The organism is Gordonia jacobaea, from assembly GCF_001186365.1.
In the GTDB taxonomy this organism is placed as follows: Bacteria; Actinomycetota; Actinomycetes; order Mycobacteriales; family Mycobacteriaceae; genus Gordonia; species Gordonia jacobaea.
On the sequence record NZ_LDTZ01000019.1, the window covers coordinates 222,937 to 235,784 of the forward strand.

General features: G+C 65.1%; 12 protein-coding genes. 2 read left to right on the forward strand and 10 right to left on the reverse strand.

Annotation, left to right across the window (positions count from 1 at the left end; genetic code table 11):
• Nucleotides 1–36: 36 nt before the first annotated feature.
• Genes ABW18_RS16195 through ABW18_RS16205 form a run of 3 tightly spaced genes read right to left on the reverse strand, consistent with a single transcriptional unit; the run spans nt 37 to nt 2,690 of the window.
• Nucleotides 37–723 (reverse strand): GntR family transcriptional regulator, encoded by a 687-nt coding sequence (locus ABW18_RS16195; RefSeq protein ID WP_049699998.1) that lies wholly within the window; start codon nt 721–723, stop codon nt 37–39.
• A 15-nt stretch (nt 724–738) separates the two neighbouring features.
• Entirely contained in the window at nt 739–1,236 is a 498-nt protein-coding gene (locus tag ABW18_RS16200; protein WP_049699999.1) for a DUF3830 family protein, read from the reverse strand.
• Nucleotides 1,233–2,690, reverse strand: a complete 1,458-nt coding sequence (locus tag ABW18_RS16205) for an amidase (RefSeq protein WP_049700117.1) — start codon at nt 2,688–2,690, stop codon at nt 1,233–1,235. Before ABW18_RS16205 ends, ABW18_RS16200 begins: the two co-directional genes overlap by 4 nt.
• Before the next feature lie 73 nt (nt 2,691–2,763).
• Here ABW18_RS16205 and ABW18_RS16210 point away from each other — a divergent pair, with 73 nt between their 5' ends.
• Nucleotides 2,764–3,573, forward strand: coding sequence for a maleate cis-trans isomerase family protein (locus ABW18_RS16210; protein WP_049700000.1), 810 nt, complete (start codon nt 2,764–2,766; stop codon nt 3,571–3,573).
• On the opposite strand, the gene ABW18_RS22510 is transcribed toward ABW18_RS16210, so the two are convergent.
• From ABW18_RS22510 to kdpF, 6 genes are read right to left on the reverse strand one after another with little or no spacing between them, the layout of a single operon-like run.
• Nucleotides 3,473–4,228, reverse strand: coding sequence for a response regulator (locus ABW18_RS22510; RefSeq protein ID WP_083444431.1), 756 nt, complete (start codon nt 4,226–4,228; stop codon nt 3,473–3,475). The two genes, ABW18_RS16210 and ABW18_RS22510, sit on opposite strands and share 101 nt — an antisense overlap.
• A complete protein-coding gene (locus tag ABW18_RS16215) occupies nt 4,225–6,753 on the reverse strand; it encodes a sensor histidine kinase (protein WP_049700001.1) in 2,529 nt (842 codons plus the stop codon). The genes ABW18_RS22510 and ABW18_RS16215 overlap by 4 nt, the downstream gene beginning before the upstream one ends.
• A gap of 30 nt (nt 6,754–6,783) precedes the next feature.
• Nucleotides 6,784–7,407, reverse strand: a complete 624-nt coding sequence (locus tag ABW18_RS16220) for a potassium-transporting ATPase subunit C (protein WP_049700002.1) — start codon at nt 7,405–7,407, stop codon at nt 6,784–6,786.
• A 7-nt stretch (nt 7,408–7,414) separates the two neighbouring features.
• Nucleotides 7,415–9,526, reverse strand: coding sequence for a potassium-transporting ATPase subunit KdpB (gene kdpB / locus ABW18_RS16225; RefSeq protein ID WP_235434422.1), 2,112 nt, complete (start codon nt 9,524–9,526; stop codon nt 7,415–7,417).
• 23 nt (nt 9,527–9,549) lie between these two features.
• Nucleotides 9,550–11,499, reverse strand: coding sequence for a potassium-transporting ATPase subunit KdpA (gene kdpA, locus ABW18_RS16230; protein WP_049700004.1), 1,950 nt, complete (start codon nt 11,497–11,499; stop codon nt 9,550–9,552).
• Between the two features lie 2 nt (nt 11,500–11,501).
• Complete coding sequence (gene kdpF, locus ABW18_RS16235) at nt 11,502–11,600, reverse strand: K(+)-transporting ATPase subunit F (protein WP_064861331.1); 99 nt, start codon at nt 11,598–11,600, stop codon at nt 11,502–11,504.
• A 358-nt stretch (nt 11,601–11,958) separates the two neighbouring features.
• Here kdpF and ABW18_RS16240 point away from each other — a divergent pair, with 358 nt between their 5' ends.
• Entirely contained in the window at nt 11,959–12,456 is a 498-nt protein-coding gene (locus ABW18_RS16240; protein ID WP_049700006.1) for a DUF6611 family protein, read from the forward strand.
• On the opposite strand, the gene ABW18_RS16245 is transcribed toward ABW18_RS16240, so the two are convergent.
• Nucleotides 12,443–12,832, reverse strand: coding sequence for a PPOX class F420-dependent oxidoreductase (locus tag ABW18_RS16245; RefSeq protein WP_049700007.1), 390 nt, complete (start codon nt 12,830–12,832; stop codon nt 12,443–12,445). The genes ABW18_RS16240 and ABW18_RS16245 overlap by 14 nt on opposite strands.
• Nucleotides 12,833–12,848: the final 16 nt, after the last annotated feature.

Consider the following 12,848-nt stretch of genomic DNA (forward strand, 5'->3'; position numbering starts at 1 on the left):
GACTCACATCGGTGGGCGGTGATCAGTACATGTCGTCTAGAGCAGTCGGCGGAGACCGTCTCTCATGTGTTCGATCATCAGCTCGTCGGCCGCCTTCGCATCTCCAGCCGCGATGGCGTCCACCAATGCCTGGTGTTCGTCGGTACGTTCCTTTCCCGAGGAATACGTTCCCCGCATCGCGCGTAGACACATCTTCGTTTCCACGAGGATCGTGCTGTGCAAGCGCGACAATCGTTGACTCCGCGCGTACTCCACCAAAGTCTGATGGAACCGCATATCCGCTTCGGCCATGTCTTCGCCGTTCGGATCGTCGATATGACGACGCATCAACGCAACCACGTCGGTGAGAGCTTGCACCGCCGCAGGGTCGCCGTGTTCGATCACCTGCTCTATTGCCGCACGTTCAACGGCCGTCCGGGCGATGTACATGTCCCGGATGTCGTCGTCATCCATCGAGACGACGAACAAGCCTCGGTTGCGGTGACTCACCAGCAACCCTTCTGCAGTCAGGCGTTGCATCGCCTCTCGCAGCGGCCCCCGACTCACTCCCAGGTCTGCTGCGAGACCTGCTTCGGTCAATTGTGAACCGGACGGAAAGTTACCGTTCGCAATCGCATCGTGCAACTTTCTGGCGATGATCGCAGGTGTCGACTCCTGCTCGATCGGTTCGAGAACCCTACGGCGACCTTCCGATCGAGTTCGCTCCATTGTCATCGTGACCATCCTCTTCTTCGTACTCTATGCACGCGCAAATGTCAGGGTTTCGCCGCGAGCGCCGCCCATCCAGATGTCGTTGCATGCTGCGGCGAACTCGACGAGACCATCGGTGATGGTGGCGAACACATTTCCGGGAACCCATCCGACATCCCCGTTGACCAGCAAGTTGTTTCGACCATAGAAGACTGCAAGGTCGATGAGCAGTGAGTGTTCCGACGGCGCGGCGTCGGATTCGTAACCGTAAGCGGGATTGTCCAATACACCGTCGAAGGTGAAATAGCAAAGGTCGCCCGGTATCGGTGTGACCGTCGTGTTCTCCGGTCCCGGTTCATGCGCCGCGAACGCGGGTGCCAACGTATAGATCTCGTTGCGCGCAAACTTGCCGTGAAAGACCTGACCCCCCAACGGCAAAGCGTCCCACACCGCGGCGGCGGTGCGCGGCGCCTCGGCGTCGAGCAGTCTCGCCCTTGCGCTGACATCGCGCGATGTGAGGCTGACGATGATGAAGCGATCGGTCACGAGCCGTCTCGACTTTCGTTGAGGTGAGCAGACTTTCGTCGAAAGTCTGCATCTGCGAGCGTGCCGACGTTCGCGACCGACTCGTATGCCGCGGCCACACGCAGCACTGTCGCGTCGTCGTGGCGTGCTCCCACGATCTGAATGCCAGTGGGCAGCAACGGGTCCTGCGCAAAGCCGCTCGGCACCGTGATCGCAGGTTGACCGGTGAGATTGAACGGATAGCTGTACGGCGTCCACGACGTCCAGTCCTGCGACGACGAACCTGCAGGCACGTCGACGCCCGCCTCGAATGCGACCGACGGCATCGACGGTGTCACCAGAACGTCGTACTCCTCGTGCAGTGCACCCATCTGTGTGCCCATTGCCATTCGCAGCGCAGTGGCATCCACATAGTCGGCCGCACTGAAGTCGCGGTGACGTTCCAGTGCCGCAAGCAGTTTCGGGTCGACGCGATCCCGGAGGGCAGGGTCCAGAGCCCCGACCACCGCGGCCGCTCCCGCGAACCACGCCGTGTGGTACGCCCAGACCGGATCGTCCCACCCGATGTCGACCTCGTCGACCGTGGCTCCGAGGTCGCGTAGAACGCCGACCGCAGCCTCGGTATTCGACTGCACCGCAGCATCATTGACGCCATAGCCGAGATCGGGACTGTAAGCGACGCGGATGCCGTCCAAACCCCGCGCGCCTGCGATGATCTCCGGGGCGACAGGTTGCGGCGTCGGCCCCGCCGACCAGTCGCGCGAGTCGAAACCACTGATGACGTCAAGCAACAACGCGCAGTCGACGACGCTGCGCGTCATCGGTCCGACATGTGCCACCGGCGCGAACGGACTCGGCGGATACATCGGCACCCGGCCGAGCGTCGGCTTGAGCCCGACGACTCCGCAGAACGCAGCCGGAATACGAATCGAGCCGCCACCGTCGGTGCCGACCGACAGTGGCCCGAGTCCCGCCGCGAGGGCAGCGGCGCTACCTCCGCTCGAACCTCCCGACGTCCGATCGGTCGACCACGGATTGCGCGTGATGCCGGTCCGGGGACTGTCGGTCACGCCTTTCCAGCCGAACTCAGGCGTCGTGACCTTGCCGAGCGGCACGGCTCCCGCCTCGCGCAGTCGTGCCACCGCTGGAGCGTCGACGTCGGATCGTTGTATGTCAGGGCTCAGCGTCAACGAGCCGCGCAGCGTCGGCCACCCCTCGGTGACCAGGAGATCCTTGATCGACACCGGCACGCCGTCGAGCGGACCGATGGGAGTCGACGCGGCGTAGCGAGCCGCCGATTGGCGTGCGGCAGCCATCGTCGTGTCCGGGTCAACGACACAGAAGGCATTGATCTCGGCGTTCACCTGCGGGATGGTGTCCAGTAGCTCGGCAGCGACGTCGACAGGGCTCAGCAACCCACTGCGGTAGGCGTCACCGAGCTCCGACGCCGACATCGTGCGCACTGAGTCCTGCATGGTCACCTCCGGTTCCGATACGGTGAGAACAACAATTGTTTGATTGTTGACAATCTAGTCGGGAGGTCAACCCGTGACAACCGCTATCACCGCGGTCCTCTACCCGGGACACGCGGCCGAGGACGACTACCAGCTCATCGAGGACGCACTCAGCCCGTCGATTCGCCTGCCCGTGGTGATCACCGAGATCGACTCCGACGACCACACCGTCGGCGCCATGCGCGCTGTCGGCGAGTCCGACCGACTACTCGACGGCGCACAGCGCGCACGCACACACGACCCCGCAGCGTTGATGTGGGCGTGCACCTCGGGCAGCTTCCTCTACGGGTGGGAGGGCGCACAACGGCAGGCCGCGCAGTTGTCCGAGGTTGCGGGACTACCCGCATCGTCGACGTCGCTCGCGTTTGCCGAGGCGTGCAGAGCGCTCGGGATCGACGCGGTCGCGGTCGCGGCGAGCTATCCGGGCGACGTCGCCGCGGGATTCACGACGTTCCTCGCCGGCGCGGATATCGAGGTGGTCGGCATGCGCGCCAACGACATTCTGACCGCGACCGACGCCGGGTTCATCGACGGCGACACCCTGTTCGACATGGTCGTCACCGCCGATCAGCCTGCGGCGCAGGCCATCCTGATTCCCGACACCGCACTACACACGGCAACCTGGATCAACGACCTCGAGGCGCAGGTCGGCAAACCGGTCCTCACCGCGAACCAGGTGACTGCCTGGGAGGGTGCGCGGCTCGCGGGCGCAACCCCGCACTCCGACAAGCTGGGCGCGTTGTTCAGTCAGACGCCGCTTGTTCAGGCTCCGCGCCTCCAGACCCAGCCTGCTCAGGTGCCGAGTGTCCCCGTACGAAGCGATACCCCATCCCGGCCTCGGTGAGCAGATGCACCGGATGCGCCGGGTCGTCTTCGAGTTTGCGGCGCAGACTGGCCAGGTACACGCGCAGATAGTTGGTCTGGTTGAGGTACTTGGGACCCCACACGGTACTCAGGATGTCCTTCTGCCCCACCAGTTTTCCCTCGTTGCGCACCAGTAGTTCCAGAATCCCCCACTCGGTCGGCGTCAGGTGGACCTGCTCACCGTGACGCGACACCTGCTTAGCGCTGAGGTCGACCACGAAGTCTCCCGCGTCGACAACCGGCACCTCCGACGCATCCGGCGCAGCGACTCCACGACGCACCGCTGCACGCAGCCTCGCCAAGAACTCGTCCATCCCAAAGGGTTTCGTGACGTAGTCGTCGGCACCCGCATCGAGCGCAGCCACCTTGTCGACCGATTCGCCGCGCGCCGACAACACGATGACCGGCACGTTGGTCCACCCGCGCAATCCCTCCAGAACCGTGAAGCCGTCGATGTCGGGAAGCCCGAGGTCGAGGACAACCACCTGCGGGTTGACCTTGGCTGCCGCGGTGAGCGCCGCGGTTCCCGTCGACGCCGTCGTGACAGCGAAACCACGGGCGCTCAGATTGATTCGCAAGGCCCGCAACAACTGTGGTTCGTCGTCGACAACGAGGACTCGGATTCCGTCGGTCATGACTCGTCGTCCTCCGCCGGAAGTGAGACGACCATCGTGGTGCCGCCGCCCGGTGTCTCCTCGACACCGAGCGTGCCACCGATCGCGGCGGTAAACCCCTGCGCGACAGACAGACCCAGCCCGACGCCGCCGTCGGCACCGTTGCGGTCGCCACCCTGAACGAAGGCGTCGAAGATCTGCCCGCGTCTGTCGGCGGGAATCCCGGAGCCGTGGTCGATCACACGAATGACGGTACGCGGCACACCGTCGTCGTCGGTCTCGGACTCTGCCGTGACCTCGACACCGGCGCCACCTCCCCCACCGTGGCGCACCGCGTTGTCGATCAGGTTGGCCAGGACGCGTTCGAGCAGTCCACCGTCGGTGTATGCCCACATAGCGTGGAAGGTGAAGGCGATCTCCGGGATGGGCCCACCGACCCAGCTCACCGCGGTCGCTGCACGGTGCACCACCTCGACGAGGTAGGTGCGCGCGAGTCTTGGCCGCACGGCACCTGCCGCGAGCCTCGACGAGTCGAGCAGATTTCCGACAAGCGCCGACAGGTGGTCGACCGACTCGTCGATTGTCTCGAGGAGTTCTGAGGTGTCCTCCGGGCTGAATGTCACGTCGCCCGCACGCAGGCTCGAGACCGCGGCTTTCGCGCCGGCCAACGGTGTGCGCAGATCGTGGCTCACCGCGGACAGCAGTGCGCGACGCATCTCGTCGGTCTGGGCGAGTGCACGTGCCTCGGACGCCTCGCGTTCGAGTCGACGACGCTGCACCGCGCCGGCGGCCTGGATCGCCACCGAGGTGAGTACCCGTCGATCCCGACCGCCGAGTTTCGGCCCGCGCAACAGCAATTCGTATTCACCGCCGGGGACCGGGCAGACCGTGTCGGCGTCTTCGGCGCGCTGCGGCGGGTCGTCGCCGACAGCGGCGTCGACGACGCGTCGACCATCTTCTTTGTGCACCACCGATACCGCGGTCTGGTCGTAGGTCTCACGCACGCGCTGCAGCAGTGCCGAGACGTCAGCTCCACCGAGCACGGCGTCGGAGAACAACGCCAACAACTCGGCGTCACGGCTTGCCAGGCTGGCTTGCCGACGCCTGTTCGCAGCCGAATCGACCAGTGCGGCAACCGCTATCGCGATCACCAGCATGACAAGGATGGTGATGAGATTGTCCGGCTCGTTGATGGTGAACGTGAACCGTGGGTTGGTGAAGAAGTAGTTGAGCAGCAGGCCGGCCACCACCGCCGACAATGCCGCAGGCCCGATGCCGCCCAGCAGCGAGACCGCGAGCACCGTCACGAAGAACAACGCCGACTCGCTGGCGAACCCCAACCAACGGTCCAGGACGGCGAGTATGACCGTCATGATCACCGGTACCACGACCGCCGCGACCCAGCTCAACGGACGATGGAAGCGCGTGTCGCGAATGTCGAGTCGATTTCGACGACGCGTCTCGTCGTGGGTGACCATGTGGACGTCGATCTTCCCGCTGTGCGCAACGACATTCGCACCGACGCCCTCGTCGAAGAGTCGTTGCCAGCGCGGACGGCGCGACGTACCCAGCACCAACTGGGTCGCGTTGACGCCACGTGCGAAGTCGAGGAGCGTCGACGGAATGTCGTCGCCCACAACGGTGTGGATTCGCGTGCCGAATCCCTCGGCCAACTCGTGCAGCCGGGACAGCTCGGCAGCGGGTGTCCCGACTAGTCCGTCTCCGCGGACCACATGCACCACAACCAGTTCCGCACTCGACCGTGACGCGATGCGACTCGCTCGACGCATCAGGGTCGCGGATTCGGGTCCACCGGTGATCGCGACCACTACGCGCTCGCGTGCTTCCCACGTGTCGGTGATCGCGTGCGCCGCGCGGTAGTCGGCGAGATTGTCGTCGACGCGGTCGGCGAGCCACAGTAGTGCCAATTCGCGCAGTGCCGTCAGGTTTCCCTGGCGGAAGTAGTTCGAGAGCGCCCCGTCGATGCGTCCGGCCGGGTACACCTTGCCCGCACTGAGTCGTTGACGTAGCGCCTGCGGGGCGATGTCGACCAACTCGATCTCGTCAGCGGCACGCACGACAGCGTCGGGAACGGTCTCGCGCTGGATGACACCGGTAATCTGGGCGACGACGTCGTTCAGACTCTCCAGATGCTGCACGTTGACCGTTGTCAGCACGTCGATGCCCGCGTCGCGCAACTCCTCGATGTCTTGCCAGCGCTTGGCATTTCGCGATCCGGGAGCATTCGTGTGCGCCAGTTCGTCGACGAGTGCGACGCGTGGGGCACGCGCCAGCACGGCGTCGATATCCATCTCGTCGAGGACGGCCCCGCGATACACCTCCTCGCGACGCGGAATCTCCTCGAGACCATCGGTGAGAGCCGCGGTTGCCGAGCGCCCGTGCGACTCGACAACCGCGATCACCACATCAACACCCTCGTCGGCGAGACCTCGTGCATGCGAAAGCATTTCGTAGGTCTTGCCGACTCCGGGCGCACACCCGAGGAAGACTTCGAGTCGACCTCGGGTGTCAGCACCTGAACCCATGGGACCGAGTCTAATCAGCGCGACCGGCGATCACTTGCACACCGTGTGACCCAGCGCGAGGTTCACCTCGAGCACATTGACGCGCTGCTGCCCCAGGAATCCGAACTGCCGTCCTGACGTGTGAGCCTCGACGATCTCTCGGACCGCAGCCTGCGACTTCCCGCTGTTGCGTGCGATCCGTGGAATCTGGATCGCCGCGTACTCCGGGCTGATCTGCGGGTCGAGACCCGAGCCGGAGCCGGTCACGGCGTCCGCGGGCACTGCCGACGGCGCGACGCCCTCACGCTCGCCGATCAACGCGCGGCGCGCGGTGATATTGTGCGCGAGCGTCTCGCTGTTGGGGCCCTGATTGCTCGCGGCCGAGGCCGACGGATCGCCGGTGGCCATCGGATCGTCGGCCGAGCCGAGCACCCGTGCGTGCAGATAGCTGTCGGGAGTCCCAGCAGGTGCCTTCGGATCGACCCCGATCAGCGACGACCCGGCGTTACAGCCCTTGGCGTCGGTCACCTGCGACCCCTCTGCTGAGTTCGACCCGATGCGCGATGCCGCCCAGACAACCGTCGGATAGGCGACGCCGAGGATCACTGTCAGCGCCACGAGCATCGCGAACGCGACGGCACACTGCCGGAGGAATCCGGACGTGATGGTGTTCATGCTGCGATTACCCCATTCCCGGGAGGAAGCGGACGACGAGATCGATGAGCCAGATCCCCACGAAGGGGGTGATCACACCGCCGACGCCGTAGACGAGTAGGTTGCGCCCCAACAACTTCGACGCCGAGCTGGGTCGGTACCGCACACCACGCAGTGAGAGCGGGATCAACGCGACGATGATGAGCGCGTTGAACACCACCGCCGACACGATCGCCGACTGTGCCGAGTGCAGCCGCATGATGTTGAGCGTGTCGAGCTGCGGATAGATGCTCACGAACATCGCAGGCAGGATCGCGAAGTACTTCGCGAGGTCGTTGGCCAGCGAGAACGTGGTCAGTGCGCCGCGAGTGATCAACAGTTGCTTGCCGATGGCCACGATGTCGATGAGCTTGGTCGGGTCGGAGTCGAGGTCGACCATGTTGCCGGCTTCCTTCGCCGCCGACGTTCCCGAGTTCATCGCCACACCGACGTCGGCCTGCGCGAGCGCGGGGGCGTCGTTGGTGCCGTCACCGGTCATCGCGACCAGTCGTCCACCTGACTGCTCGGCACGGATCAGTGCCAGCTTGTCCTCCGGTGTCGCCTCGGCGACGAAGTGGTCGACGCCAGCTTCGGCGGCGATCGCCTTCGCGGTGAGCGGGTTGTCGCCGGTAACCATGACGGTGCGGATACCCATCTCACGCAGCTGCGCAAAGCGTTCTGTCATACCGGGTTTCACGACGTCCGACAGCTGGATCACACCCAGCACACGCGGCGTCTCGTCGTTGACGGCGACGACCAGCGGCGTACCTCCGCCGTTCGAGATCTCGGCGACTCGTTCGGTCACCTCGACCGGCATGTCGCCACCGAGCTTCATCACCCACCGCGCGACCGCGTCGGCGGCACCCTTGCGGTACTCGACGACGGGTCCGGGACCGGTGCGTACATCGATACCGCTCATACGCGTCTCCGCGGTGAAGGGCACGACCTCGAACTCAGGGTGCTCGTGACCACGCGTCGCGGCAAGTGCTTCCGCGTCGGCGGGCACCACATCATGCTCGTCCAAACACAATTCGACGATGCTGCGCCCCTCGGGAGTGTCGTCGGCGAGACTGCAGCGGTAGGACACCTCGGCGAGCTCGGCCGTCGAGGTACCCGGGCCGGGGAAGATCTCGGTGGCCCGGCGATTACCGAAGGTGATGGTGCCGGTCTTGTCGAGCAGCAGGGTGTCGATGTCGCCCGCGGCTTCCACCGCGCGGCCCGACATGGCGAGCACGTTGCGCTGCACGAGCCGGTCCATTCCCGCGATACCGATCGAGCTGAGCAGCGCACCGATCGTCGTCGGGATCAGGCAGACGAGCAGCGCGATCAGCTTGATCGCATCGGGGCTCTGGCCCGCGTACTGCTGCATCGGCCCGACCGCGACCACCGCGAGCAGGAAGATCAACGTCAGGCTCGCGAGCAGGATGTCGAGTGCGATCTCGTTGGGCGTCTTCTTGCGCGACGCACCCTCGACGAGCGCGATCATCCGATCGACGAAGCTCTCTCCGGGCGCGGCGGTGATCTTGACGACGATCCGGTCGCTGAGAACCACCGTGCCGCCCGTCACCGCGCAGCGGTCGCCGCCGGACTCACGCACCACCGGAGCGGACTCGCCGGTGATGGCCGACTCGTCGACCGTGGCGATGCCGTCGACGACGTCGCCGTCGCCCGCGATCACCTCACCGGCCTCGACGACGATGAGGTCGCCGACCCGCAGTGCCGTTCCCGAGACCTGAGAGATCGAACCGCTCTCGTCGAGTCGACGAGCCAAGCTGTCGCGCTTCACCTTTCGCAGTGAATCGGCCTGTGCCCTACCTCGGCCCTCAGCGACAGCCTCGGCCAGATTCGCGAAGAGCACGGTGAACCACAGCCACGCCGCGATCAGCCAGGCGAACCACGATGGCCGCCAGATCGCGAGCACGGTGGTCACGATCGAACCGATGTACACGACGAACATGACCGGATTGCGCGCCTGGTCGCGCGGGTTGAGTTTCCGCAGTGCCTGCGGAACCGACGTGATGAGCTGACGAGGATCGAACGAGCCGCGCGAGACCAGTTGTGTCTCCTCACGCTGTTCGACCGTCGCCTCCTCGGGTGTCACATCGGATTCGATGGTGTTGACGCTCACAGAAGTGCCTCCGCGATGGGTCCCAGCGCCATGGCCGGGAAGAAGGTGAGACCGGCGACGAGAAGGATCGTGCCGAGTAGCAATACGCCGAACAGAACTCCGTGCGTGGGGAGATTGGCCTCGGCCCGGACGGCCTCCTGCCGCTCGAGGACGGCAACCACCCCGCCGCTACCGCTGGTCGAGCTTGTCGAGACCTCCGCAGCGCTGGTCGAGCTGCCTTCGCTGGTCGAGCTTGTCGAGACCACCCCACCGCCGATCGAGCTCCCACCGCTGGTCGAGCCCTGCCCGCTGGTCGAGCTTGTCGAGACCACCTCGCCGGCCGGGCTCCCACCGCTGGCCGAGCTCCCGCCGCTGGCCGAGCTCCCGCCGCTGGTCGAGCTTGTCGAGACCACCCCGCGCGGGCGTTGGCGGCTGAGCAGCCCCGCGAGCGCGAGCACGAACACGATCGGCAAGAACCGGCCGAGTAGCATCGCCATTCCGAGCGACGTCTGGAACCAGTCACTGGTGACCGTCAGCCCACCGAACGCGCTGCCGTTGTTGTTCGCTGCCGACGCATACGCGTAGATCACCTCGGAGAACCCGTGGATCGATCCCGGAGTCCCCGGGTCGCCGCTGTTGCCCTGGGCGTCGAGCGTCGAACCCATCGCAACGCTGACACCGACGCCGACCAGCACCAGAGCGGGCATGACCAACACGTACAGCGCCGCCATGGTGATCTCGTTCTGGCCGATCTTCTTTCCGAGGAACTCCGGCGAGCGTCCGACGAGGAGACCGCCGACGAACACCGTGACCACAGCCATCATCAGGATTCCGTACAGACCGGTGCCGACGCCGCCGGGCGCGACCTCGCCGAGAAGCATGTTCCAGATCACCGCTCCACCACCGCCGGCAGACAGGCTGTCGTGGGCGGCATTGACTGCGCCCGTAGATGTTCCGGTTGTCGAGACCGCGAACAACGCACTTCCGGGAATACCGAAACGCTGTTCCTTGCCCTCCATCATCGCGCCGGCAGCCTGAGCGGCGAGACCGTTGGTGTGCGATTCGAAACTCCACACGATCGCGAGCATCACGCCCCAGATCGCCGCCATCACGCCGAGCAGCGTGAGGCCCTGGCGTCGATCGCGCACCAGCGTGCCATAGGTACGTGTCAGGCAGATCGGAATGATCAGGATCGCAAGGATTTCCACGACGTTGCTGAACGGCGTCGGATTCTCGAACGGATGCGCCGAGTTCGCCGACAGCGTGCCGCCGCCGTTGGTTCCGAGTTCCTTGATCGCCTCCTGAGAAGCGAACGGCCCCACCATGCTTCGGGAAGGATCACCCGACATCGTCGTGAAGCCGAAGCCGCTGTGCCACGACTGCACCACACCCTGAGTCAGCAGCACGATCGCGACGATCACGCTGAGCGGCAGGAGAATACGGACGCACGTACGCGTGAGGTCGACCCAGAAGTTGCCGATCAGTCCGTCGCCGCGTCGGTTCACCAATCCCCTGATGAGCGCGACGGCCACAGCCATACCGACGGCGGCAGACACGAAGTTCTGCACAGCGAGTCCGAGCATCTGGGAAAGGTTGCTCATAACCACTTCTGGCGAATACGACTGCCAGTTGGTGTTGGTGACAAACGAGATCGCGGTGTTGAACGCCGTCGCGGGATTGACACCTGCCTTGCCGTCCGACCAGGGCAGCACGCCCTGTAGCCGCTGCAGCAGATAGAGAAAGAGAAACGAGATCAGCGAAAAGGCCAGTACCGCAAGCACGTAGCCGACCCACGTCTGTTCGCGTCGGGCGTCGACGCGAGCCAACGAGTAGATCGCGCGCTCGGGCAGCAGATCGCGAGTGCTGCGGTACACGCGGGCCATGTAGTCGCCCAGCGGCACGTAGACGACTGCGAGAACCAGGACGACGAACGCCACCTGGAGCGCCCCCGCAAGGGATGAATTCACGTTCAGAACCTTTCCGGCTTGATCAGCGCGATCATGAGGTAGATCGCTGTCGCCGCCGACAGGACCAGCAGAACCACGTTCAACACTCCGTCTGCAGTCATCGGCCGATCCTCGCGTCGACGCCCCGGACCACCAGGACGCATATCGCGAAGCCGATCAACGCGGCGAGTACATAAAGCACATCGGCCACTTGTCACACTCCTTGGCTGGGCATGCCGAACGTCGAGCTGGCGAACGGCGCACCACAGCTTCTGTCTAATTCGTCTGTGTTGGAAGACCTCTTAACGCGTTCCATACGCGGCGCCGGGGTTTGTTGACGCAACCTTCGCGCCGAGCGACTCAGCCGTGCAGCGGGCCTCGTCAAAGGCCCGTCAAAGGCGCGTCAAGATCTGCGCTCACGGCGTCGAGAAGTCGTGAGGAATACGCTCTCCCGCGTGTGTAGGAGTTAGAACCGATCACATGAACGAGTCAGGATCGTCGCGCTGGGGATACGTCCAGGTCGGCTACGCGCGCCATTGGGTCTGCCATCGCATCGTCGTGTATCCGCCGGGTGCCAGCGCGGACGACGCGCGCTGGCTGCGCGTGTGGCGGGCACTACCCTTCGTCGCGATCGCGACGGTGTTGACCGCAGCGTTGATCGCGTCGTGGATGGGTCGCTCCGGGCTTGCCGGAATGCTGAGTGGAATGGTTGTCGCGTTCGCGACGGTTGTGGTCGTGGGGCAGCGGACCCACCTGGTGCGCACGCAGACACGCACAATGGAGGCGTGGACGGGTTACGGAACCGACGCCACTGCCCGAGCTACCCAGCGGAGTATCTGCGAACTCGCCGCTGCCCTGCGCGACGCCGATGGCCGTCTCGCTTCAGGTGCGATCAGCCCCGTCGAACACGAAATGGTATGGGCCCGTTGCTATCACGAGATTCCCGCTGCCCGGCGGCGTCGACTCAGCGCGGTGTGATCGCGATGCCGATCGTCCCATCCTTGCCACGACGGATCAGGCTTGCCTTGACGAGACCCCAGCCGACGATGCCGTACTTCTTCGAGATGGCGCTGCGCGCGCGATCGGTACCGGCGGCGTCGAGGATCGTCGCGGTTCCGTCCACCGGTTGACCCTGGAGCTTCTTTCCGCGGGCATCACACGCCTGGACGACGACGTGCGAGTCGCGTCGAATCCGCTTGACCTTCCACGAGTCGGTCTCTGTCCACATCAGCAGCGACTCGCCGTCGTAGGCCGCCCACAGAGGCGACGACACCGGCGTCCCGTCTTTGCGAAAAGTGGTCAGCTGCACGTACTTTGCATCGGTCGCAGCGTCGAAGGGCTTATCGGTGGCCATACCCAACCCTACTTCG